The sequence below is a fragment of the Methylosinus sp. H3A genome (assembly GCF_015709455.1).
Classification (GTDB): domain Bacteria; phylum Pseudomonadota; class Alphaproteobacteria; order Rhizobiales; family Beijerinckiaceae; genus Methylosinus.
The window spans coordinates 80,798-103,837 of sequence record NZ_JADNQW010000002.1 but is presented as its reverse complement, the minus strand read 5'-3'; the positions used below and the strand labels follow the sequence as shown (position 1 = coordinate 103,837).

Below are 23,040 nucleotides of genomic sequence, written 5' to 3'. Positions count from 1 at the left end.
GCTTCGTGCTCAGGATTGACTGCGCTCGCGCGTCGCACGTGCGATCCGACGCTTTGCGCCGATGTCCGATGCTGCGGCAAGAAGCCTGGTCCAGCTATCGGGCGGATTACCGCGTATGAGCATTTTTCGAAACACCGCGTAGGCGTCATTTGCGCTCTCATAGGCGCGGAGTGTCGAGTCGTCGTTCACCCAGGCGAGGACGATGACCTTGGTGTTCGCGGATTGCTGGTAGCGGAAAAAGAGACGGAATTGTTGCAGGAACTTCGCGCGGAACCAGTGCTTGTATTCGTCGCCGAGCGTGGCTCCTTGCCGGTAGATCTCGCGGGTCGGATCGCTCGGAATGTTCTCGAATGCGACCTTCAATACCGCCGCTAGGAGTTTTGCCGCGCGTTTCTTCTTATATCCTTTTGCGTCTTTCTCGCGCGCCTTCTCGACGGCTTTGATCATGGCCTCGAGCTGATCCAGGAAGAGCGGGTGCGCGTAAATCGTCCATCCGTTTATTTTCAAAATGTCGTCGTTCACGCCTCGTCATCCGGCAAGGCGGCATCGAGGTCGACCTTGACGCCCTTAACCAGAGCTTTGCCGCGCGATAGCAGCGCCGGCGGCGGCGGTCGAATTTGCGACGGCTGGTCGACCATGTCCCGAGCCAGGAATTCGAGGAATTTGCCGATGACCGGATCTTCCTCTTCTACGTGCGCCTGCTCCTTCGCGATTATGACGGTGCCGTCGGCGAGTCCGCGAAAGACCACCCGGTCGCGTTTGCGGAGATGCAGCATCTTGCGGATGGCGGCCGGCACGGTCGTCTGGCCACGGTCCGTGATGGTGGCGGGGATTTCAAGAAATTCTGACGTCTTGGCCATCATCGGACCCTTGCCTCGTCGCGCTATCGTATGCAATGCATTTGCATTGTATGTCAAGTTCAGTGACGTCGCCCGTGCTGCTGACGCGCGGGCTTCGACCGGGCGTCTCCGTGAAAGGCCGGGCGCCTGCGGCCAGGCTTGTTGCTACGGTGTCGGCGCATGCCACCCTTTGGCCGCCACCTCGTTGTCGCGCGCGGAATAGTATTCGACCAGCGATTCCAGCTCGCGCAGCCGCAGGCTATAGGCGATGTCGACGCAGGTTTCGACCGCCGTTTCCCCGAAATGCTCGAACAAGTCCTCCTGGATGATGTGTCCGCTGGCGCCGATATGCGCCGTCGGCGCCCGCAGACGCCGTTCGCAGCTGTTGCGATAGGCGATCCACCGCGCCTGCTCGCTGTCGAGGCGTTGGGCGTCGACCCGCCCGTTCAGCGCCTGCAATGCGGCGGCGATTCGCACCTCATTGCGAGTAAAGGGAAGGGCGCCGCAGACGATCGTCTTGACGGTGGCGGGCGCCGCCGCGCTCGCGCAGTCGAGCGTCTTCACGACGCCCGCGTCGAACATCTGCGCCGGCCTGGCGGCGATGGTCACGATGTTCCAGTCGCGCAGTTGCGCGTCATCGACCAGCGCGACGCCCTTCGAGCCGAACTGCAGCGCCGCGTCCGCCATGGCGCTGCTGCCGAGCATTTCGCGGGTGTAGAGGATGAACATCGACGACAACGCCTGCACCTCATCCAGGTGCTTGGCGGCTGAGCCGCCCTCGGACGCCGCTGCGTCCGGGTTGACCGACATGGCGTGAATGCCGAATTTTCCGAGCACCGTCCGCGACACGCCGCCGATGAACGCCATGGTGCAGGCGGAATGGCACGCGGCGCTGGCCGCGACCAATGTGTCGACATCGGCCTCTCGAATGTACGCGCCGAGCCGCAAGCCGCCGACCGCATTGCCGCCGTTGGAATCGAGGCTGACCTGCGGCCGCTGGCGGGCCTTGGTCAGGCTCTTTAGCACGACGTCTTTGCCATCGACGCCCTTGTTGGCGGCAATCAGCGCCTGAAGCCGTTCCGCGTCATCGAAGGCCACGACGCCGGTCGCGACATAGACGGTCCTCGCAGTCGCCAGATCATATCGTTTCGACCAGTCCATCGCGGCGGCGGGCAATGCGCACAGACACCCCAGCCAGCCAGCGAGGCAGGCGGCAAGTCGTCCGGTTTGCGAGAGCATTTCCATATCCGTCTGTCCTTGTGAATGCGGAATGCCGCCCGGGCGGCGCCGCCGCTGCGATCATGACGGCGGGTTCGAGCGGGTTCAGCGCGCAATGCCCTTTTGGAGATGCAGAGGCGCGGAGTCGGCGAGCGCCGCGTCGACCGGCGTGGCGCCGCAGGCTGCTGGCTTCGGCAGACCGACAGCCGCATCTGCCGCGGCGGCGCCGGTCGCGGTCTTCAGGGCGGCATTGTCGGCCAGAAACTGCAGCAGGCGCGCTTCGGTCGCCGCACCGGCCACTCGCGCCACCGGCGTGATCTCCTTGTTCTTGACGCTGACGATCTCGACGGTGGGAAAGCCTTCGATCTTCAACAGATCGATGAAATGTGCCGCTTCGGGATGCTGCGGTCGAAAATCCGCTGACGTCCTGCGCTCGTGGGTGAGAAGGATAAAATGCGCCCGGCCAGCCAAACTGTTCAACCCGTTGCAACGCAGGACATGGGTCAGCACGATCCGGCACCAGCCACAAGGTTCGGTCACCACGACGACCACCAACGGTTTGCCGTCGCTCGACGCCTGCTCGAGCGCCGGCGCGATCTCGTCGAAATGCCAGCCGATCCTTTGTCCGGCGACGCCCTCGGCGACCTTCGGCAGCACCAGCGCGCCAGCGTCCTCGGCCCAGGTCGGCGTTTCGATCGCCGATATTGCCCAAATCATCGCCGAGGCGGTGATCCTGCGCCGCCATCGGCGTGTCGACGCCTGTTTCGATCTGTTCGAACGCATGAGTTCCTCTGTCGGCAGGCGGCCGACCTCTGAGGTCGGCGCGGCTCTCTCCGATTTCAGCATGGACGACGGCCGGATGGAATTGCTTTCCCGGGCCGCCGCCGGCGCGGATCTCGCCGAAGCGCGCCTGCCCACCCTGCTCGGGTCGCGCCGCGCCGCAGGAGCGCGTCGTGGGTCGGTGAACCCGGAGGGCCGAGGAGCGCCGTGGATCCGGCCGCGCGAGCGAGGTCTCGCAATGTCGCGGGGCGGTTGCTCGGCGGCAGGCTCGGTTTATTGTGGGCGGGCGAAGCGAGGGGGTCGATGAGCAAGGCCACGGAGCCGTCGAAGCCGATCTATGCCCTGTGCGGCGTCGAGTCCGGCGGGCGCTCCCTGTTGCAGGCGTGCGGCGCAACCCTCTGCCTGAACCCGGAAACCGGACAGGCCGAGCGTGGCTTCGTCGGCTTGCCGATGGGTGTCGGCGATCCCGAGGCCGGCGCCCTGTTCGAGGAGATGTGGGCCGTCGTGCGCGTCGATGACGCCGATGGCGGCTTGCTCGTCCGAGCGGCGGACGGCTCCATCGCCGCGATGCGCTTCGCCAAAGGCTGGGTGTTTTACACGGGTGAACGGCGCGGCGCGCTGGAAGCCATAATCAATCTCGGCGCCACGAGCGACGCCCTGGCGGCGCGACTGGCGACACCCAACGATTTCGGCGTCGCCGATGCGGGCGATTTTGGCGTCGCCGTCGCCGGTCGCGGCGGCTACGCCCGCGCCGGCCTGTGCGGCCAAGCCTTCGGAGCCATGCTGACCATCGCCGGCGCATGCGGACGCGCGACGCTCGAGCAATCGCGTGGCGTCGCCGTGGTCGGCGCTCGTGGCGAGGCGCGCGGCGGCGACGAGGCGATCCTATTCGCCGATGGGCCCGGGGCAACATTGCGCGGCGGCAATGAATGCGCCGCCTTTTCCCAATATGACATTCGCGCCGTCACGCTCGGCGCCTTCGGTCGGGCCTTTGCCCTCGGCGAGGTCGCTCGCGTGGAAATCGCCGCTGGCGGCGCGGTCGTCGTCATGGCGGCGGTCGAGGGCAAGACCCGGATAAAGGTCGGCGAACGCAGCAGCGTGATCCTGCGGTTTCGCGACGACGACGGCGCGCACCGCTTCGTGTTCGCCACCCCGGGCTCGCTCGGCCTGCAGGCCGGCGTCGAGGCCGTTTTTGTCGATGCGGCGTTTCGAGATGTCCGGACGTGGACGGCGACTGAAGCGAGAACCCGCGCCCTGGCCGATCAGGACAGCGAGCGGCACAGGCGGTTGCAAGGCCGATCGGCGGCGTTGGCCGCATCCAGACGGCGCGCAGCGCGGGCGCAGCCCGACCACGATCAATGTCTATCCGAGGCCGCCACGGAACCGGCGTGCGGCGATGTCGAACCAGGCACCGTCGACCGGCCAGGCGGCAGAGATCGGCAGCCCGCGGGCAGCGCGACCACTCCGGGACCGATCGTCATTCTGTGCAAACTGACTGACGAAAACGCCTTTCTCACCGTCGGCCAAACCGTGCGCGCCAAGGACTGGGATCCAGATCCGGCGTCTGAAACCGGCGTCTTCGGCTTGCTCTGGGGCAGCGGCGACCCGAGCCTCGGCATGATCGACTATGTCGGCGTGTTCGAGGATTGGGCGCTGGTCAGTGTCGAGTCCTATGTCGCCGTCGCGCCGCCGGATGAGATCGGGCGCCCGTCGGCGGTCAAATTCCGCTCTGGCGTGATTATGCTGTCCGGGCCGCGGCGGACAATTCTGAGCGAGCTGATCGCGCTGGGCGCCGATCCGCGCCAACTCGTCGGCCGCCTCGCAAACGCTGGCGATCGCGGCTGTGCGGCGGTCGGTCGCCATGGCGCCGCCCACGCAGGGCGAGCCGGCTGGGCCTTCGCCGGCGCGCATTCCGACGCCAGCGTCGGTGATAAAGGGGTTGCGATAGCGGGCCTCGCCGGCTTCGCCTCGGCCGGCGCCGGCGGGATCGCCATGGCCGAAGAGAATGGCGTCGCCGTCGTCGGCGCTGGCGGCTTGGCGATCAGCGAAGGCAAGCGCTATGGCGCAGCTCACGCGGGAACCGGCGGTCTGGCCATCGGCGATGGCCGTTTCAAGACGGTTGGCGCCGGCGTCGGCGGCGTAGCCATGGCGACCAGCTATGGCGGCGTGCTGACGGTCGGCGACGACGGCGTCGCCTTCGGTCCTGGCCATGTCACGCTGGGCCGCAGGGGCGTGGCGATCGGCTTCGAGACTGTCTCTGCCGGGGAAGGCAGTCTGCTGGTTTGGTCGATCGCCTCGGAGGCCGGCGCGCCGAGCTATGAGACCGCGATTGTCGGCGCCGGCGGCGTCCTGCCGAACATCCGCTACGGCGTTGACGCCGGCGCGTTGAAACCACTCGCTGATCTGCCGGAGATCTAGCGGGCCCCATCAAAGGTACGAACGCCATCGAGATGGGCGAGCCGGTTGGAGAACCGCAGGTCTCCCGTATCGACCCCGCGAAAGTGGACCCAGGTCTTGCGGTGAGGCGTCGAGGAAAGCCCCTATCCTGCGCGGGCAGGCCTATGTTTCCTCAGTTTCACGCGGATGGACATCCACATGTCGGCCATGATGGCGCCCGGGATTGTACGACTATCCCTACGAACCTTATGAGTCAGAAGGCGGTCGCCGGTGGCCAGCAAGGCCAAACGGGCGGCCTCGTTCTGCTCGAATTTCGCCCAGCATGCCCGCCGCATCAACGACCAGTGTTCAGTCCCGCCGACAGGAAGGCTCCGACCCTGAAAGGTGATGCTTTCCCCCACCTCCACCGCCTGACCAGCCCGCATCGCTTCGGTTCCGCTCAGCCTCGCAATACGCGTGCGTTCAGACGGGTCGCTGAACTTCAATCCCTGCCAGAATCCTTCGATGCTCGCATAGGCTTGCCCATCGAGCTCGAAAGCGGTGGGCGCCAGATTGCTGATCGGGCGCCAGCGTTCCTCCAGCCCGCGCTCGGTCCAGACCACGTTGATCGGTTCGCGGCAGGCAAATTCCCGCGCACCCCTATCAATGAAGCGGCACTCGCCCGGGTTCTTGGAATAGAGTTCGAAAACATGTCCGACTCTGGTCGCCGCCTGGGCGATCAGATCCGCCTCTTCTGGCGTCTCTGCGACCATGGCGACGCCGGCTGTGTTGACGATCAAACGCATGCCCTACCTTTCGAACAAAAGGAGCCATGAGACGCCGCCACCATGATCGCGCACGCGATCCTCGGCGGCTTTGAACGCTTGGATGGTGAAGCATCTACGAGCTCGGCTACGCGCGATGCGGCTTCATGATCGTGGCGTAACTTTTTGACACCCGATCTGATTGGTATAGCCTCTCCGAGAGGCGATTGTCGCAGCCTCACAGGCTGCCTCGATTTTGTTGTGCAGGAGAACCAGCAATCATGTCGAGGCGACAACTCTTACTTATGTTTACAGCATTCTGTCTGTCCGCGAGTCCGGCCTTTGCCGATATTCTCCCTCCTACTCCTAGGAGGCCTCCGCCTCCTCCTCCTCCTCCGCCAGAACCGGAGAAGCCGCGGGCCCCTCCGAGTCGCGAACAGTCGCCAGTTTCGCGCGTGAATCAGAAAAAGCAGTGATCGCTTTGTCGAACAGGGGCGTAGCCCTCGCATTTGTCGGCGCGATGATTTTCGTCGCCGGCGTGATCCTGGCGCCGCTCGCTGTCTACACCACGACGCTGGCCTTCTTCGGGCTCCCGCATGTGCTGAGCGAGTTGCGTTATGTCGACCGGCGCTTCGGACGCCAAATCGATCGGCGGTTTCTGATCGGCGTCGCGACGCTGCTCGCCATTGTTGTCGTGGTGCGTTCGAGCGTCGTGTTCGACGTTCTTTCCTCTGAGATCGGCGCTCCGCTCGAACTTCTCGGCGTAGCGCTGTCGGCTCTGTTCTGCTTCGGAGGAAATGGGCTGCGGCGCGGACTTGCGCTCTTTGTCGCCGGCGCGATCGGCGTGGGCGCCGCGACGGCGCCCTTCGCCGCATTCGCCCTATTGGCGATTCTTCACAATTTGACGCCGCTCGGATTCTTTTGGCAGCTCGCCCCGAGCGCCGGGCGGCGGCGCATCATGGCGGCGGCGATCGGCGGCTTCGTCATCGCGCCGCTCGTCGTGGCGACCGGTTGGCCACGCGCCGCGCTGGAGAGTTTGCTCGGCGGGCTCGCGCCGGTCGATCCGTTCGGCGCCGGTCTCCTTTCGGATCATCTCAGGGTCTATGTGCCGCCGCAATTCACCGATGCGTCATGGGCGGTCGATCTTTTCAGCGCCTCGGTGGCGGCGCAAGGCGCGCATTATCTCTCCGTCATCGTCATCCTGCCGATGCTCTTGCAACGGGTCGATCCGAGCGCCGCCGGCCTCGTCGCGCGACCGGAGGGTCGTCTGTTCGTGCTGCTCTGCGCCGGCGTGACGGCGCTCGGCCTTTTGGAGTTTTTCAGCAATTTCGCGCAAGCGCGCGCAGTCTATGGGATCGTCGCGTCCATCCATGCATGGATTGAGATTCCGGTGCTGATCACGGCTCTGACGGCTTATGATGGTCCATTGAGCCAAAGGCCGATCGCGAGCGATCCCGAATTGGCGACGAGCGACGCCAGCATTGCGCGATCGATGCGCAATTGAGCCATCCAGGCGATCAGGACGCCTTCGATCACGACGACGGCCGATTCGAGAATCGACGCTGATTGCCAGAACGGAAAGCGGTCATAGGCCCAGAGCGCCGCCGCCCACAGCTGAGGATGGGTGATCGCTGTGGCCGCCGCCGAGGCCGCGGCGACATGGAAATCGCCACGACTCTTCCACCCCAGGGTTCGCGTGACCAGAAACGCGAGTGCGGCTTCCACGAGGGCGGAAATCACCAGCGCGTCGAATCCGCTCATCATCGCACCCTGCTTTCGTGTCGGCGCTCGCCCGGCATGTGGAAAGCATATTGCCATATTCGTAGCCTCCGAGGCGGCCGCGGCAAAACGTCCGCCGTGGGTTCGAAAGGCTCTGCATCGAGGTGGGAATCGGCGTGGGCTTTCGACGCGGATCGGCTTGCAATCTTGTCGATGCCATCGATGTGAATGGAGCCGCTCTGTCGAGCCGCTTCGCCTTTCATTCGTCTGAAGACGCGCCGATCGCAATCACATCGGGCTTTTATTTTGACAAAATAATTGTTATAAGAATGGATATCAAGTCGGAACGACCGACGCCGGGAAACCTTCGCCCGGTTCTGCGCAGGAGAGCGTCCATGTCTTTCCCCGGCGAGTCGCCGCGGCTGAAGCTCGTCCGCCGCCCGCCTCGCGCAGCCGATGCACCGGACAATTCGGTAAGCCACGCAGCGCCCCTCGCCGACAGACCGCGTCCTCGCCGCACCGTCCGGGCTTCAGCCGTTTTCGCCGCGATTGCGGTCTTATCCGCCGCACCCCATGCCGTATGGGCCGATGAAGCCGGAAACAGCGCTATTTGCCGACAACAATGCAATTACGATGGCAACGGCAATAACGGCTCTTGCTATTGGGCCTGCATGGCCAGTCGCCAATCTTATGACAACGCCCCGAGTTCGACGCTCTCGCCTTCACCGGGCCCGCCAACCCTCTTCGGCGCTATCGCTGTCGAAACCGGAACACTCATCACAGGATTTGCCAAAGACTATTCTTCCCGCGCCGATGCGGAACGCCGCGCGATCGCGATGTGTCGCCGCGCCGGCGGCTCGGCTGCGGGCTGCAAGATCGCCGTTTGGGGCCATAATAGCTGCCTCGCCCTGGCGACAAGCCCGGCAAGCGGCGGGGGGAGGAATAGCTGGGGCTATGCCTGGTCCGATGATGGCTTCGTATCCCGGCGAAAAGCCATGGCGGCGTGCAGCAAGGATGGCGGCGCCGACTGCAAGGTGGCCGTTACTTTCTGCACTGGATGAGGCGCCGTCGATCGATCTGGCCCTGACTTGGACGTGTGAACCAACCCCATGAAATTCGACGAACTGGTGCAGGCGACCGGGATTGCCGCACGGCAAATCCGCTATCTGATCGCGGAAGGGTTCGTGCCGCCGCCGACCGGCGGCAGGACTTACGCCACTTATGGCGACGATCATGTCCGCGCGATCCGTCGCTACGAACGCCTGAAAGGCTTGGGCTTCCCCCCGGCGGCGATCCGCCTGCTGCTCGACGCCAAAGAGGGGGTGCCGGTGCCGGTCGTGTCGGGGCTTACGCTGGTCATCGCCCCCGAACTGATCGGGAGCGCGGCCGACGCCAGCGCGATTGCGGCAAAGGCGGCCGCGAAGATCGAGGAGCTGCTGGCCGAGGAGGCGCCGCGTGTCGCTGCTCGTTGATCCTCTCGCCGCGTTCTTTCGGCACGAACTGTCGAAGACCGAACCATTGGTTTTGGACTCCACCGAAGTCGAGGTGGAACTGCTGCCGCCGCTCGCGCGCGTCGCGATCACCCGTCGTTTCTCAAACACGAGCTGCAGCCTGCTCGAAGCGGTGCTCACTTTGCCACCGACCGCGCAGCATGAAGTCGTCTTTGGCCTGACCGTAACGATAAATGGCGCCGTCTATCACGCCAGGGCGCGACATCACACCGACGCTTCGAGCGCCCATAACGCCGCAATAGCGGAGGGCCGTCGAGCCATCCTGTACGAGCTTATCGCCGATGTCGTCCAACTTGTCTCGATCGCCGGCATCGAGGCGGGGGCGCAGGTTGCTGTCCGCATCGAGAGTATCCGGCCGCTGAATCGTCCAGACGACGACACGGCGACTCTGCACATCTCGCTCACCGCCGAACTAGGCCGCGTCAATCGCCGCTTGTCGGACGCAGATGCGCTGTTGACGATGCCCAATACCCACGACGCGACGCTGACCGTCGTCGCCGAAGGCTTGAAGGTCATGCTGAACGACCCGCAGCGCCTGATCTCGCCGGGAGAGTCCTGTCCGATAGATTGTCGGGAAACGATCGCCCTTCATATCACTGCGCTCGGCGACAGGAGCCTCGATTACAGCTGCCGTCACGTCGAATCGCCGGGCGGCTGGGAAGCGTCTTCGCGGCCCAGCGCAGAGGGTTTTTCTCAACCGATGCAGCCGAGCGGAAGCGTGACGAGCAACCGGACAGACTGGATGTTCGGGCGCATGGACACCGCCGACAGGGAAATTCGGATTACTGCGCCCATGCCGGACCGAGATGGAGACGCGCTTTCGCCCAACGCGCGGGCGACGGCGGCCTTCGCCGCCGCGGCATTGGCAGGCGCCGCCCGACGTCATGACCCCGAAAGGCGATCGGCGAGCGTCTTGCCTTCCACATTGCCGATCGCCGCGGCTCGGCGATAGAACTTCAATGCTTCCGCTCGATCGGCCTTGCCGATCACTCCCTTTTCATAGAATTTTCCCAATGCGACCAGCGCATCAGCAAAATTCTTCTCAGCGGAAAGTTGGTACCACCGCGAAGCTTCCTCGAGGTTTTTCTGGACGCCGACACCCTTCTCGAACAGATTGCCTTTTGTAAATAGAGCCGCCGCATTGTCCTGCTCGACACTCATTTCCATCAGCCGCAATCCCTCTTTGAGGTCTTTCTTGAGAATGATGCCGTTGAGAAAGTAATAGGCGAGCTCGATCTGCGAATCGGAGTCGCCGTCGACCTGCGCGAGTCGGTTCAGCAGCGAAAATCCGATGCGTTTGTCTTTCTCTCGCGCTTTGCCATTGATGATCGAGATCGCGCAGTGGTATCGGGCGGAAACACTGGTCTGACGGCAGAATATGTCGGAAGCGCCGAGTTCGTTCTTAGCCGTGCCGAGGCCAAAGCGCATCGCATAGGCGAGTTGAAAGGCTGCATTCTCATCGCCCCGCGCCGCGCCCTTTTTGTAAGTCTCGACCGCCGCCTCGGCATTCGAACTGCCGGCGGCGCTTCGGGTAAGTCTACCGAGTGCCGTGAATGCCGGACCATATTCGGCATCCGCCGCCTTCTTGTACCATTCGAAGGCTATGGCGCCATCCGGTTGGACGCTCAGGCCATCTTCGTAGATGTATCCGAGATTATAGAACGCGATTCGTGATCCGCCCTCGGCCGCGAGCTTCGTCAAGCGAACGCCCTCGGCGACATTCTTGTCGACGTATTTTCCTTCGAGAAGATAATGACCAAAGACGCGTTGCGCTTCGGCCTCGCCGCCTTCGACGGCCTTTCGCATAAGCGCGAGAGCGACCGATTTGTCCTTCTCGGTCGCAACGTCTTCCATGATCAGGACCGCACAGAAATAATTCGAAAACAGCGTGTCGATCTCGCAAAACAATTTCGATGCGGCCAGTCTGTCCTTCTCGACTCCGATGCCATCATTGAGATGCGCGGCGAGCCTTTCGCGCGCGAAAGGGTCATTGCGCTCCGCGCCCAGCCGAAACAGCCGTACGGCTTCCTGGGGATCTGGCTTGCCGTTTATCCCCTCGGCTAGCAGTTTTCCCATGCGGCCATAGGCTCTGGCGTGGCCTGCCTCGGCAGATTTCCGATACCAGTCGAACCCGGCCCGCAGGTTCTTGTCCATGCCCGTGCCGCTCGTCGCGAGCCAGCCGAGATCGAAATAGGCGCTCGCATCTCCCTTCTCGGCCGCGAGCTCGAGAAGGCGAACCCCCTCGGCAATATTTCGGACGGAAGCCGGCCCTTCGATAAAATATTCCGCGAGCCGGACTTTCGCCGGCGCATTGCCCTGGTCGGCGAGGGTCTGAAGGATGCGGACGGCGTCCGGCGCGCCCTTGCCCTCCAAGGCGCCCTTCATCACGAGTTGCGCACATTGGATTTTGGCCGAGGACGACGACAGCGTGCAGTAAAGATTTGCCGCAGCCTTTTCGTCCTTGGCGACGCCTCTGCCGTTGAGCAATGCGTTGGCATAGAGCCACTGCGCTTCCCCATCTCCGCGTTCGGCGCCTCTGCGATATAGGTCCGCGGCCGCCGAAAGGCCGGCCGCATCGGGCCTTTCGCTCTCGGTCAACCAGCCGAGGTCTCTGAATGCGCGAGGGTGTTTCGCTTCGACGGCCTTCTCGAGCCACTTTCGACCTTCAGCGCGTTGCTTCGTTTCGAAGGCGAGGAGGAAGCCGAGCTCCTGTTGCGCGCCGACATTGCCCTTTTCGGCCGATTTTCGCAGCCAGATCGCAGCTTCTTCGAGATTTTTCGGAACCTCGAGCCCCTGATGAAGCATGGTTCCGAGCACGAATTGGGCGACTTCGTCGTTCTGTTCGGCAAGTGGCTTCGCGAGAGCGAACGCCGCCGAATATTTGCGCCCGGCGTAAGCCGCCAGCATTTCATCCCGCGGCCCGGCCGAGGCCTGCGCCCCGAAGGAAAGCATTGCAGCAAGAACGAGAATCTGTCGTCGCATGAAGCCTCGATCGGAGTTTTTTCGTTTCGGCCTTCGACTGTTGGATATCGACCGCAAGGCAATCTGAATCAGAATGCAAGGACGTCACTGCTTCCATTTACTCATTGCCGCCCCCATGAGGATAAGGCGAAACTGTTCCGCCTCCATGCCCGGAGTGACCTCGAAGCTCACGCGGTCGGTTAGCTTGACGGTTTCGTCGGGCGCCATGAAAACATGTTTTCCATCTTCGTCGTGGAAGACCGCGCCGAGATTGGTGATGCCCCAAGAGCCCCAAGATGGCTTTTCAGAGCCGGCGGCTGGCGGTAGGAGGTGAAAATTCATACCACCGACCTGTTGCGCAAAATCGACAACAGTCCAGCCGGTGGATTGGCCTAAGAGGTGATAGTCATTGCCGGCGACAGATTTGACTTTGCCAGGCGGCACGACGCTGATGCTCTCGCAGAGGGCTTTCGGCGGGGCGCCGAGCATCTTGACCCGCATCGCTGGATTTTTGCCAGGCCCGCATTGCAGAATGGTCAGCGCCGTGACGACCCGACCGCCCTCTGGCCTGCCGCGCAATACGATGCCGCCCCAGCGCGAAACGTAATAGGGCCCCGTCTTCGTCAGCCTGCCTTCCGGCGCTTCGGGGGCGTATTCCCACAAGGCTTCCATGGGGAAGCCGGTCGTCGACATCGGCGGAATGTCGCCGGGGGGCGTCGTCGGCTGGGCCGAGACCGATGCAGGCAGAAGAACGACAAATGCCGGGATCGTCCGCGAATATCGCACAAACCTTCCAATCATTATCGAGTCCCTGATTGTTTTTCGGAGCGGCGATTGAGCTCGTCGATGCTTCGTCGGCGTTCCGATAATTCCCGGCGATGCGGTAATGCGCCCCACTCGCTCTCGTTGACATGCCCTTCGCCGAGCCTGCTGCGGCCGCAGGCATCGCTCATTGCCTCTAGGCTCAAATACGATTGTCGGTGGTCGAATTGGGGCCGCCCCAGGCAAAGCGCCACCGAAACAGCGTCGCTTAGGCGGTCGCTTTTGTCAAGAATATTGTATAAAGGATTGGGCGTGAAATCCGATGTACTCGTGCTGCATGAGTGTGGCCGCCGCGCAGCAAGCTCGGTCGCCGGCGCGAGTTCGTCGAATTTCGTGATGCAATTCTTCAAGAGATAGCGTTGTCGAAAGCAAGCGTCATCTGCCGCGCAGGCGCGCGCGAATTCTCATCCAGATATCCGCCATGATGACACCGGGGATCGTCTTGCTGTCCTTAGGCACGCGGTGAGCAAGGGCCGCTCACCTGTGCCGAGCAGCGCCCGGCGCGCTCCGTCGTCCTGATCGAATTTCGCGTCGGACGGACCGCGGGCGCCGGCGAGTGCGAGCCGCAAGCGACGCTTTATGGCGGCATCGCCACTGCTGATCTCCATCAACAATTCGGCGAGCCGCTCGGCGCCCAGCGCTTCGAGGTTTTGAGCGTTGAGCGTGTTTTTCGGCGCCATGACGGAGTTTGCATCCGAATCGAGTTTCGCGGAGGCGTTGTAGCTGTGACGGGGGCGGTTGGGCGGGACGCCCGATAAATTAAGCCGCCTTAAAACCTCGGGTCAACTATTTAAGAAAGCGCTTGGTTGCTTAAATAAGGCGGCTGGGTCATGCTGCGCCCATGAGTCCTCAGAAGTCCCATAACTCCCGGCTCGGTCGCTACGTGGAAGCGACTGTCGGTGGCGAAATCGTGCGCGCCTTCGTTCCCCCTCCCCTGCCGCCGAGCCCGGACATCGACCTCCTGCCCCTTCTCGGTCGCCTCAGCGCCGCGGAGCGTGCGCTCGGCCGCCTCGATGGAGCAGCCGTCCTGCTGCCGCGACAGGAACTTTTTCTCTATATGTATGTCCGAAAGGAAGCCGTGCTCTCATCGCAAATCGAGGGCACGCAGTCGACTCTCGCCGATCTCCTTCGGTTCGAGACCGAGGCGCAGTCTGGTCAGCCGATCGACGAAATCCGGGAAGTCTCGAATTATGTCGATGCGATGATGTACGGGCTCGAACGGCTCGAAGAGTTCCCGCTCTCGCTTCGACTCATTCGTGAGCTCCACGGTCGCCTCCTACAGAGCGGTCGTGGTGAGACGAAAGACCCCGGTGAATTTCGTCGCTCGCAAAATTGGGTCGGCGGCACGCGGCCAGGCAACGCACTGTTCGTGCCGCCGCCCCCGAGCGAGCTCGGCGACTGTCTCGACGCCTTCGAGCGCTTCATTCACGAAACTCGATCGCATTTGCCGCCGCTGATCAAAGCCGGTCTGCTGCACGTTCAGTTCGAGACCATTCATCCGTTTCTCGACGGCAATGGTCGCGTGGGGCGCCTTCTGGTGACGCTGTTCCTTTGCGCCAATGGCGTGCTGCGCACTCCCCTCCTCTATCTCAGCCTTTATCTGAAGACGCATCGCGCGGACTATTATCGTCTTTTGCAGGAGGTCCGCGAGAATGGCGCTTGGGAGAGCTGGCTCGAATTTTTTCTGGAGGGCGTTGCCGAAACGGCGAATCAGGCCTTCGAAGCGGCTGTGCGGATCGCCGGTCTTTTCGCAAGCGACCGGGGGCGGATAGCAGCCGAAAGCGATCGGACGGGATCCTCGCTTCGCATTCACGACTTGCTTCAGCTGCATCCATTCGTCACCGCGAATGACCTCGTCGCGCGTACCGGGTTGAGTGCGCCGACCGTCAATGCGGCGCTGGCCGATCTCGGGCGTCTGGGTATCGTCGCGGAGATCACGGGCCGTCGGCGTGGGCGCGTTTTCAGCTACCGCGCTTATCTGGACATTCTGAGCGAAGGAACGGCTCCGCTTCGAGGATGAGCTCTGTCTCGAGCCCGCCAAGTGGGCTCAATGCGCGCAGTGCTGATCTATGAATATGAGGGCGAGGTCGTTACGCCGGGATCCATCTGGCGACGCGTTGACGGCCGTAAAAAGTCGAATAAAGCGGCGCTAATTCAGTTGGATATGCGCACGCTATCGAGTTCTGTAAGCACGAGCGTTCTGAGGGCGTTAGGATTCTGTTAACCCTATTGTTCTTGCCAGCCTGAGAGAATCGCACATAATGGCGCTAAATCCGCTGGAATGGTCTTCCTGGCGCTATTTGACGACACCGGGCAAAAACGCATGCTTCCGACATTCGAGTTCGACGATAAGATACTCGCGCAGGGCGCCGAGATATCGCGGAAGCTCAATCAGCTCCGGCTGGAGAAGTTTCCTCCCAACGCCAAGAAGACCCTTCGTCAATTCTCGATGGCCGAGGTGGCCCATTACCTCGGGGTAAGTCCAAATAATCTGAAGCGGCTTCACCTCGAGAAGAAGGGGCCGGAGCCTACGATCGCTGCTGGCGGCCGTAGGTTCTATCTTGCGGAGCAAATGATCGAGCTGAGGCAATATTTGGACAAGAATGGTCGCTCGGACGCCAAGAAATACGTGCCACACCGAAAGGTCGGAGAGAAGCTTCAGGTTATCGCGGTGGTCAATTTCAAAGGCGGATCCGGCAAGACAACGACGGCCGCCCATCTCGGGCAACATCTCGCTTTGACCGGACATCGGACGCTGGTCATCGACCTGGATCCACAGGCGTCTCTTTCCGCACTGCATGGATTCCAGCCAGAAATCGACCGCAATCCGTCACTTTACGACGCCATTCGCTATGACGAGGACAAGAGGCCTATCCATGATGTGATTTTGGCGACGAACTTTCCTTCTCTCGACATTATTCCTGCCAATCTGGAGCTGCAGGAATATGAATATGCCACGCCGCTCGCGATGCAGGGCTCGAAGGAAGGCAAGCGGTTTTTCGTCCGGCTCGGGAACGCTCTGGAGGAGGTGGATGACCGGTATGACGCGGTCATTATCGACTGCCCTCCCCAGCTCGGATATCTGACCTTGACTGCGCTCGCCGCCGCAACGTCCGTATTGATCACCGTGCATCCGCAAATGCTGGACCTGATGTCGATGAGTCAATTCCTGCTCATGCTCGGCAATATCACCCGGACCATCAAGCAGGTCGGGGCTCGCGTGCAGATGGACTGGTTACGATACCTCATCACGCGTTACGAGCCGACGGATGTGCCTCAAGCTCAAATGCTCGGGTTCATGCAATCCATGTTGGCCGAGGAGATTCTGAAAAGCCCGATGCTCAAGTCGACAGCGATCTCTGACGCCGGGCTTACGAAGCAGACATTGTATGAGGTGGAGAGAGCGAATTTTAACCGAGACACCTACGATCGAGCGATCGAGTGCATGGACGCCGTCAATTTTGAAATCCAAGGCCTCATTCACCAAGCGTGGGGGAGGCTCTGATGTTGACGGCCGTAAAATCAGCGAAAACGAGATTTGTTTTCAATAAACTAGATCAGTGAGGAGGGTGGATCGTGGCTCGAAAAAACCCATTCGCCAACCTCATGGATCAAGGTGGCGTGGAAGAAAAGACCCCTGCCCTCGATTATGCGCTGAAAGGCGCATCTCGTTCGATTTTGAGCTCGATCGACGAGTTGGCCGCCCGAGCGGACAAGCTCATGGAAGGCGAGACGGTCGTCGAGCTCGACCCCGACGTCGTCGATGTTTCGTTTGTTCGTGATCGTCTCGCCGAGGATGATCGAGAGTTCGATGAGCTTCTGGCGGCTATTCGTGATCGCGGGCAGGATTCTCCGATCCTAGTTCGACCAAATCCTTCTAAGGCTGGTCGCTACATGATCGTATTCGGCCATAGACGCGCGCGGGCAGCAAAGATACTCGAGCGAAAAGTTCGCGCCGTAGTCAAAGACCTCGGGGATCGGGAACACGTCGTCGCGCAAGGGCAGGAAAATTCAGCCAGAGCAAACCTGTCCTTCATCGAGAAATCGCTCTTCGCCGCAAAGCTCTCGCAGCTGCGTTATGACGAAGACAGCTCGACGATCCTCGCGGCTCTTGCAATCGATCGAAGCACGCTCTCGAAAATGCTTTCGGTTGCGAGCTTGCCCCAGCGAGTCCTGGACGCGATTGGGCCGGCAAAGGGGGTCGGACGGGATCGTTGGTATGAACTCAAGGCGCTTCTCGAAAGGCCCGGTGCGATCGATGGCGCGTTGACAGCAATCGAGGACGCTAGCTTTTCTGGCCTTTCCAGCGATGAGCGATTCAACGCCATTGTGGCTCGGCTCAAATCTAAAAAGTCGATGAACCGCGGTAGAAACGGACATCAGTTGCAGTGGGCGTCCGAAGATGGATTGTTGGCCGCTGAAATGAAGGCCGAAGGTAAGCGGTATACGGTGTCGCTAAAAGCGAAAGGCCCTGACGCAAAAGCGTTCGGAGAATATCTGTCGGAACGACTAGCCGACCTGTATCAGGCGTTTAGGCAGGAAAAGACAATCGGCAATAATGGAGATTGACCCGCAAAAGAAAAAGGCCCCCGAAACGTAACGCCCCGGAAGCCCTTCTCAAAGTTCGCACCTAAGAGAATCCCACTTCCGCGAATCGCTGTCAAGAGTCGGCGCCGTTTTGGTGAGCGGATTTCTTTTGCCTGAACGAGGCAAAGGAACATGCAGACACGTCCAACGACGCCCTTCGGGCGGCGGTCGCTATCGCTCGCCATGGTGGCGAGCCAGACCGCGACCGAAAATTTCGCCGCCAAGCCGGGAGCATCCGAAACCGTCGTGCATAAATGGCGGCTATTTCGCGCGCTCACCGAAGCCAAGGAGCCGCTCGGCGTCACCGAGCGTGCGCTATCCGTATTGCACGCGTTGCTGAGCTTCCACCAGGAGACAGCGCTCTCATTGCCAGGGAATGACGCGCGGTGCGAGCCGGGGGCCGGAGCCGGCGCCGGCATCGTCGTGTTTCCCTCGAACAAGGAACTCTCGATCCGCGCTCATGGCATGGCGCCGGCGACGTTGCGGCGGCATCTCGCCTGCCTGGTCGACGCCGGACTGATCATCCGCCGCGATTCTCCGAACGGCAAACGCTTCGCCAGAAAAGGGCAGGGCGGAGCCATAGAGGATGCTTTCGGCTTCGACCTCGCGCCGCTCGTGGCGCGTTCGAGCGAAATCGAGAACCTCGCCGAGGAGGTGCGGGCCGAGAACCGCGCGATCACGCTGCTGCGAGAAAAGATCACCATCACCCGGCGAGACATCGTCAAAATGATCGAGACCGGATTGGAGGAGGGCGTTTCGGGCGACTGGGAGGGCGCGCATCAGCGCTATGCGACGCTTTCGGGGAGCTATGGACGTGGGCTTTCCCGCGTCGATTTGGAGGCTTTGGCCGACGAACTTGCCGCGCTTGCGGCTGAAATCCACAAGCTGCTGGAAACGCACATAAAAGCTCGAAATATGAGCGGCAATGAGTCTCAAACTGAGCGCCACATACAGAATCAAACCACAAACTCTTCTGATCTTGAATCTAGCCTTCAAAAAGGCAGGGCCGATCCGTCCGAGCCAAATCTCGAACAGGCCAGGTGGCCGATCGAGCGAGAGCCGGAAGCATCTTCGGATCGCTCTCGGGTTACCCATCCCAAGCCCGCGCTTCGAGCCTATCCGCTGGGTATGGTGTTGGAGGCGTGTCCGGACATCGTCGATTACGGCCCGAGCGGCGAGGTTTCGTCGTGGCGAGACTTGGCTGCGGCGGCGGCGACAGTGCGCTCGGCGCTCGGCGTTTCGCCGGACGCCTGGTCGCAAGCCTTGGACGTCTTGGGCGAGCATGACGCCTCGATTGTCATCGCCGCGATCCTGCAACGCGGCGAGGAAATCAAAAGCGCCGGCGGTTATCTTCGCGTTCTGACCGAAAAGGCGAGGGCAGGGGAGTTCTCGCTCGGGCCCGTGCTGATGGCCCTGTTGCGCGGCAAGGCTGGGAAGGCGGCGCGAGAGCGCAAGAGGACGGGGTGACGCGAGGTGTGTTTTCGGACGCGCCTCGGTAATCCGCTCGGTCACAGTGTTTCGACGCTGAGCAACCGGAGCTTTTCCGCGCGGTCGAGCAGACTTTTGACGGAGGAGGGCGCCCAGCGGGTTCCGCCGCGCGGCGTGCGCTCATACATGGCCTCGAGCTGCGCGCCGATTTGCGCGAGCGTCAGATCGGGATTGGCCCGTTTGATCCCGGCGACCAGCGTGACAAGGCGTTCGCTGCTGACTTTTCGGCTGGCGGCTTGAAGGAGGAGTCTCGGCTCGATCAAACCCTCGGCGACGAAGCATTTGACTGCGCGCTTCAGACGCTCGACGGTCCATTGGGGCAGGGGAACGCCGCTGACGCTATCGCGCTTGGCGTTGAGCACGCGCACGACATCCTGCCAGCGGTGATCCGGGCGCATTTGCCGGACGATCGGCAGCCAATGTTCGGCCGTTCGATTGACGCGCTCGAAATAGTTTGCCGCCTTGATGTCGACGATACGCTGGATGGCGTCGCGGTCGCCGGCGCGCAGTTTTGGATTGCCGCCGATGCGGCCGCGCTTTTTGGCGGCGCGCAAGCCGTCTTTGGTGCGCTCCTGGATCAGGGCGCGCTCCAATTCCGCCACGGCGCCCAGAACCTGCAAGGCGAAACGGCCTTGCGGCGTCGTCGTGTCGATCGGATCGGCGAGCGATTTGAAATGCGCGCCTTTGGCGTCGAGCTCGGCGATCACCGAAAGGAGATGCGACAGCGAACGGGCCAAACGGTCGAGCCGCGCGACGACCAGCACGTCGCCGCGGCGCACCCGCGCCAGCGCCTTGGCCAGTTCCGGCCGGGAGGCTTTCGCCCCCGACATGTGCTCGCGAAAAATCTCGACGCAGCCGGCCGCCTTCAGCACATCGGTCTGGGCGTCCGTGACCTGATCCTCGGTCGAGACGCGGGCGTAGCCGATCAGGGGCATTGGCCCTAATCTCCTAATCTGCGACGGACTATTTGCGAGCCGTTCGATAGGCTTCAGGAATTTCGTCGTCCGCGACCGGCGGCTCGCCACCCTCGCGGCGCATGATCTGGTCGAAGGCGCTCCAATCGGTCCGGCCTTTCTTTTCCGCGAAATAGCGAGCCGTGCGCAACGCCGAGACCTTTTCAGCCACCGCCGAAGCGACGAACTGGTTGAGGCTCGTGCCATCCTCGGCGGCAATCTTTTCGGCTTCCGCCTTCATCGAAGCGGGGAGCCGAAGCGCGTAAGCGGCTGTTTTGGTTTTCATTGCACTATCCTTATCAGCGTATCTCTCGGCGTGAGAACCTCGATCCCAAAGCGCTCTCGCACAAGTCCGAAGTCACGCGAATTGAACGTGACGATCGTCGAGGCCCGCCCATTCACAGCCGCCTCGAGCACGAACTCGTCGCCCGGATCGCGCAATTGCGGCCGCCAAAGGAACCAGATTTCGATCGGTTCGATCAGATCGATGATCGCGTCGAGAAACTGACCGACCTCTTTCGTCGACAGGCCGGCCGCTTTTCGGTGTTCGTCGCGCAGACACACGGCCTCATATTCGATTGCGAGGGCGGCGCTGGCCAAAAGCTGGGCCTGCCCTCGACGCACAAGCTTGAGAAGCTCGGCGGAGGCTCCGCCTGGGCTTCGGAGCGCTGCGATCAGGGAGTTCGTATCCAGAACCAATCTCATTGCCGTAAGCGTATCATATCGCCTGTGATGTTATCAATGGGCTGCTTAAAATCGAAATTGCGATTTAGATTAATATCAATAAACGGTCGTTTAAAAACGCATCCGATGGCCGAAGTTCCCCGCCGCGACATAGTGGTGAGCAGGAGAAAGGCCCGAAAAACAGCCCATTTTCGTCGATTTGCGGGCCGAAAACGCGCCTTCGGAGCCGTCCCGAGGCTTGCTCTCGGCCAGCCGTGGCGACGCATTTCGATCCTGTCGGCGAAAGATAAAAAAGCATCTTCTATCACTCAAGCTAAATTATAACTAAGTTGATAATGATATTGATATGCATGGAATTAAAATGGGATTAGATCGTCCCGGCTCGGTCTCATTCGAGCGCCTGCAAGCGCCTTTCGAGAGCGCGTCGGACGCTCTCGCGCGTCTCGACGAGCGGCTTCGCTCCAGTCCCGTCGCCGAAGCCTTCGTTCTTCGCGCGCATTTCCACGACGCCTGCGCCGCCTTGTGGCGCGCGGGCGAATTCGTGCAGATCGAAGACCTCGTGCTTCATGACGCCGGAACGGACGTGCGCACGCCGACGCACGAGCTCGTGCGGAAGGTCGAGGATCTCACGCAAACTAATGCGGCGGCGAAAGCTGAGATCGATCGGCTGACCTCGATCATCAAGACGCTTCATCGCGACCGCTTCGGGAAACGTTCCGAAAAGCTCGGCGCCGACGACGCCGAGCAACAGAGCTTCGTGTTCGAGGAACTCGAAACCGGCCTCGCGGCAATCGACGCGCGTTTGGCGGCGAAGGCGGCTTCCAAGCCGCGCAAGGCGCCTCGCGACAAGCCGCGGTTTCCCTCGCATCTGGAGCGGGTCGAGGAAATCCTGGAGCCAGAGATCCCCGAGGAGCTCCAAGGCAAGGAGCGGGTCGAGATCGGGCGGGAGGAGAGCGTCAGGCTCGATGTCGTGCGCGCGCGCTTCCGGCTGATCGTGACGATCCGGCCGAAATACTCCTACAAGGACCCAGCCTCGATCCTGCAAGCGCCGGCGCCCGAGCACATTGTGGAAGTCGGCCTGCCGACGGAAGCGCTGCTCGCGCAAGTCGCGGTGTCGAAATACGCCGATGGGCTGCCGCTCTACCGCCAGGAGGCCATCTATCTTCGCGACGGCGTCGAGCTGGGACGTTCGCTGATGGCGCAATGGATGGGCGCGGTCGGTTTCCACTTCGAGCCGCTGGCGGCGCATGTGCTCGCGCGCATCCGCGAGGGCGAACGGATCTTCGCCGACGAAACGACGCTGCCCACGCTGAGCCCCGGCGCCGGGAAGACCAAGACGTCATGGTTGTGGGCCTATGCGCGGGATGATCGGCCGTTCGGGGGCGCGGGACCGCCGATGGTCGCCTATCGGTTCGAGGAGAGCCGATCCAGCGATTGCGCGGCGCGCCACTTGGGCGACTATCGCGGCATCCTGCAATGCGACGGCTATGCGGGTTATCGCAAGCTCGCGGGCGCTCCGCATTCCAATGGGCTGCGTCTGGCCGGATGCTGGGCTCATCTGCGCCGCCGGTTCTTCGAACTCCACGCCAACGGCGAGTCGATCGTCGCGACGGCGACGGTGGAGCAGATGAAGCTGCTGTGGGCCGTCGAGGAAGAGGTGCGCGGTCAGCCGCCGCAGGCGCGCCTGGCGGCGCGCAGGGCGACGTCGGTCGATATCGTGCAGGCGTTGTTCGATCTCTGGGAGCGCGAGCTGCCGCGCATCTCCGGCAAATCAAAATTGGCCGAGGCGATCCGCTACGCCCGATCGCATCGCGCGGTCCTCGGACTCTTTCTCGACGACGGCCACGTCGAAATCGATTCCAATATCATCGAGCGGGCGATCCGGCCTCAGGCAATTACGCGCAAGAACTCACTATTCGCCGGGTCCGCTGGCGGTGGGCGGACGTGGGCTTCCATCGCCACCATGCTTCAGACTTGCAAAATGAACGGCGTCGATCCCTACGCCTGGGCCCAGCAGACCCTCGAACGAATCGCCAACCGATGGCCCAACAAGAACATCGAGGCGCTCATTCCCTGGAATTTCAAGCCCACCGAGTGAACGGCGCCGGGTATGCGCTTACCGATCAACTCCTCCTTCGGAAAGCCGTTCCAAATCACCGCGGCGTGGGTAGTTACCGGCGGCGCGCAGCTTGACCACGGAATAATTCTGATATATCTATCTGATAGATCGACTAATTATCTATCGAGGCTGGCTGGAGACTTTATCGCGCAGTGAGATTCGGTGGAGACTAAATAGGGCTTGAATTCTCAAGCTCAAGCACAAAGATAACCTACATTA

General features: G+C 62.0%; 21 protein-coding genes and 4 pseudogenes. 11 read left to right on the top strand and 14 right to left on the bottom strand.

The genetic code is table 11. The annotated features are described in order from the left end of the window. Nucleotides 1-9: 9 nt before the first annotated feature. The 4 genes from IY145_RS00730 to IY145_RS00715 form a co-directional block, all read right to left on the bottom strand. A complete protein-coding gene (locus tag IY145_RS00730) occupies nucleotides 10-522 on the bottom strand; it encodes a type II toxin-antitoxin system YhaV family toxin (RefSeq protein ID WP_196406490.1) in 513 nt (170 codons plus the stop codon). Next, entirely contained in the window at nucleotides 519-860 is a 342-nt protein-coding gene (locus IY145_RS00725; RefSeq protein ID WP_196406511.1) for a type II toxin-antitoxin system PrlF family antitoxin, read from the bottom strand. Before IY145_RS00725 ends, IY145_RS00730 begins: the two co-directional genes overlap by 4 nt. Before the next feature lie 144 nt (nucleotides 861-1,004). Beyond that, nucleotides 1,005-2,084: a hypothetical protein gene (locus IY145_RS00720; RefSeq protein WP_196406489.1), complete on the bottom strand. Its 1,080-nt coding sequence runs from the start codon at nucleotides 2,082-2,084 to the stop codon at nucleotides 1,005-1,007. A gap of 78 nt (nucleotides 2,085-2,162) precedes the next feature. After that, entirely contained in the window at nucleotides 2,163-2,840 is a 678-nt protein-coding gene (locus tag IY145_RS00715; RefSeq protein ID WP_196406488.1) for a hypothetical protein, read from the bottom strand. A 300-nt stretch (nucleotides 2,841-3,140) separates the two neighbouring features. Here IY145_RS00715 and IY145_RS00710 point away from each other — a divergent pair, with 300 nt between their 5' ends. Further along, nucleotides 3,141-5,255 (top strand): hypothetical protein, encoded by a 2,115-nt coding sequence (locus tag IY145_RS00710; RefSeq protein WP_196406487.1) that lies wholly within the window; start codon nucleotides 3,141-3,143, stop codon nucleotides 5,253-5,255. Between the two features lie 122 nt (nucleotides 5,256-5,377). Here the strand turns inward: IY145_RS00710 and IY145_RS00705 are convergent, their stop codons facing one another. Continuing rightward, a complete protein-coding gene (locus tag IY145_RS00705; protein ID WP_196406486.1) occupies nucleotides 5,378-6,019 on the bottom strand; it encodes a hypothetical protein in 642 nt (213 codons plus the stop codon). A 430-nt stretch (nucleotides 6,020-6,449) separates the two neighbouring features. Here IY145_RS00705 and IY145_RS00700 point away from each other — a divergent pair, with 430 nt between their 5' ends. Further along, complete coding sequence (locus IY145_RS00700; RefSeq protein WP_196406485.1) at nucleotides 6,450-7,481, top strand: hypothetical protein; 1,032 nt, start codon at nucleotides 6,450-6,452, stop codon at nucleotides 7,479-7,481. Here IY145_RS00700 and IY145_RS00695 read toward each other — a convergent pair. Then, the gene (locus IY145_RS00695; protein WP_196406484.1) at nucleotides 7,391-7,741 is read right to left on the bottom strand and encodes a hypothetical protein; all 351 of its coding nucleotides are present in this window, start codon (nucleotides 7,739-7,741) and stop codon (nucleotides 7,391-7,393) included. The genes IY145_RS00700 and IY145_RS00695 overlap by 91 nt on opposite strands. A gap of 131 nt (nucleotides 7,742-7,872) precedes the next feature. Between IY145_RS00695 and IY145_RS26275 the strand changes: the two genes are divergently transcribed. From IY145_RS26275 to IY145_RS00680, 3 genes are read left to right on the top strand one after another with little or no spacing between them, the layout of a single operon-like run. Beyond that, nucleotides 7,873-8,757 (top strand): DUF4189 domain-containing protein, encoded by an 885-nt coding sequence (locus tag IY145_RS26275; protein ID WP_196406483.1) that lies wholly within the window; start codon nucleotides 7,873-7,875, stop codon nucleotides 8,755-8,757. Between the two features lie 48 nt (nucleotides 8,758-8,805). Further along, a complete protein-coding gene (locus IY145_RS00685; protein ID WP_196406482.1) occupies nucleotides 8,806-9,168 on the top strand; it encodes a helix-turn-helix domain-containing protein in 363 nt (120 codons plus the stop codon). Further along, a complete protein-coding gene (locus IY145_RS00680; RefSeq protein WP_196406481.1) occupies nucleotides 9,152-10,159 on the top strand; it encodes a VIT domain-containing protein in 1,008 nt (335 codons plus the stop codon). The genes IY145_RS00685 and IY145_RS00680 overlap by 17 nt, the downstream gene beginning before the upstream one ends. Here the strand turns inward: IY145_RS00680 and IY145_RS25440 are convergent. Then, nucleotides 10,090-10,908, bottom strand: a complete 819-nt coding sequence (locus IY145_RS25440) for a tetratricopeptide repeat protein (protein ID WP_246721623.1) — start codon at nucleotides 10,906-10,908, stop codon at nucleotides 10,090-10,092. The genes IY145_RS00680 and IY145_RS25440 overlap by 70 nt on opposite strands. Before the next feature lie 51 nt (nucleotides 10,909-10,959). On the opposite strand from IY145_RS25440, the gene IY145_RS25435 reads away from it, so the two are divergent. Next, nucleotides 10,960-11,271 carry a hypothetical protein gene (locus IY145_RS25435; protein WP_246721622.1) on the top strand — a complete coding sequence of 104 codons (312 nt, stop codon included), beginning with the start codon at nucleotides 10,960-10,962 and terminating at the stop codon, nucleotides 11,269-11,271. Here IY145_RS25435 and IY145_RS26445 read toward each other — a convergent pair. From IY145_RS26445 to IY145_RS26435, 4 genes and pseudogenes are all read right to left on the bottom strand, one after another. Then, nucleotides 11,242-11,397 (bottom strand): annotated as a pseudogene (locus tag IY145_RS26445) (sel1 repeat family protein); the annotation flags it as partial. The gene IY145_RS25435 and the pseudogene IY145_RS26445 overlap by 30 nt on opposite strands. Nucleotides 11,398-11,943: 546 nt before the next feature. Next, a pseudogene (locus IY145_RS26440) lies at nucleotides 11,944-12,114 on the bottom strand (sel1 repeat family protein); the annotation flags it as partial. Nucleotides 12,115-12,273: 159 nt separating this feature from the next. Then, nucleotides 12,274-12,861, bottom strand: coding sequence for a hypothetical protein (locus tag IY145_RS00670; protein ID WP_196406479.1), 588 nt, complete (start codon nucleotides 12,859-12,861; stop codon nucleotides 12,274-12,276). A gap of 659 nt (nucleotides 12,862-13,520) precedes the next feature. After that, nucleotides 13,521-13,670 (bottom strand): annotated as a pseudogene (locus IY145_RS26435) (DUF6880 family protein); the annotation flags it as partial. Nucleotides 13,671-13,831: 161 nt separating this feature from the next. Here IY145_RS26435 and IY145_RS00660 point away from each other — a divergent pair. The 4 genes from IY145_RS00660 (at nucleotide 13,832) to repC (ending at nucleotide 19,044) form a co-directional block, all read left to right on the top strand. Next, nucleotides 13,832-15,010: a Fic family protein gene (locus IY145_RS00660; protein ID WP_196406478.1), complete on the top strand. Its 1,179-nt coding sequence runs from the start codon at nucleotides 13,832-13,834 to the stop codon at nucleotides 15,008-15,010. 303 nt (nucleotides 15,011-15,313) lie between these two features. Continuing rightward, the gene (gene repA, locus IY145_RS00655) at nucleotides 15,314-16,495 is read left to right on the top strand and encodes a plasmid partitioning protein RepA (protein WP_196406510.1); all 1,182 of its coding nucleotides are present in this window, start codon (nucleotides 15,314-15,316) and stop codon (nucleotides 16,493-16,495) included. Between the two features lie 71 nt (nucleotides 16,496-16,566). Beyond that, complete coding sequence (gene repB, locus IY145_RS00650) at nucleotides 16,567-17,559, top strand: plasmid partitioning protein RepB (protein WP_196406477.1); 993 nt, start codon at nucleotides 16,567-16,569, stop codon at nucleotides 17,557-17,559. Between the two features lie 150 nt (nucleotides 17,560-17,709). Next, nucleotides 17,710-19,044, top strand: coding sequence for a plasmid replication protein RepC (repC, locus tag IY145_RS00645; protein ID WP_196406476.1), 1,335 nt, complete (start codon nucleotides 17,710-17,712; stop codon nucleotides 19,042-19,044). A gap of 41 nt (nucleotides 19,045-19,085) precedes the next feature. Here the strand turns inward: repC and IY145_RS00640 are convergent, their stop codons facing one another. Genes IY145_RS00640 through IY145_RS00630 form a run of 3 tightly spaced genes read right to left on the bottom strand, consistent with a single transcriptional unit; the run spans nucleotide 19,086 to nucleotide 20,723 of the window. After that, entirely contained in the window at nucleotides 19,086-20,000 is a 915-nt protein-coding gene (locus tag IY145_RS00640) for a recombinase family protein (protein WP_196406475.1), read from the bottom strand. A 28-nt stretch (nucleotides 20,001-20,028) separates the two neighbouring features. Then, nucleotides 20,029-20,259 (bottom strand): toxin-antitoxin system HicB family antitoxin, encoded by a 231-nt coding sequence (locus IY145_RS00635; protein WP_246721621.1) that lies wholly within the window; start codon nucleotides 20,257-20,259, stop codon nucleotides 20,029-20,031. 41 nt (nucleotides 20,260-20,300) lie between these two features. Then, complete coding sequence (locus IY145_RS00630) at nucleotides 20,301-20,723, bottom strand: putative toxin-antitoxin system toxin component, PIN family (RefSeq protein WP_196406473.1); 423 nt, start codon at nucleotides 20,721-20,723, stop codon at nucleotides 20,301-20,303. A gap of 574 nt (nucleotides 20,724-21,297) precedes the next feature. On the opposite strand from IY145_RS00630, the pseudogene tnpC reads away from it, so the two are divergent. Further along, nucleotides 21,298-22,800 (top strand): annotated as a pseudogene (tnpC, locus tag IY145_RS00625) (IS66 family transposase); the annotation flags it as partial. Between the last annotated feature and the right edge of the window lie 240 nt (nucleotides 22,801-23,040).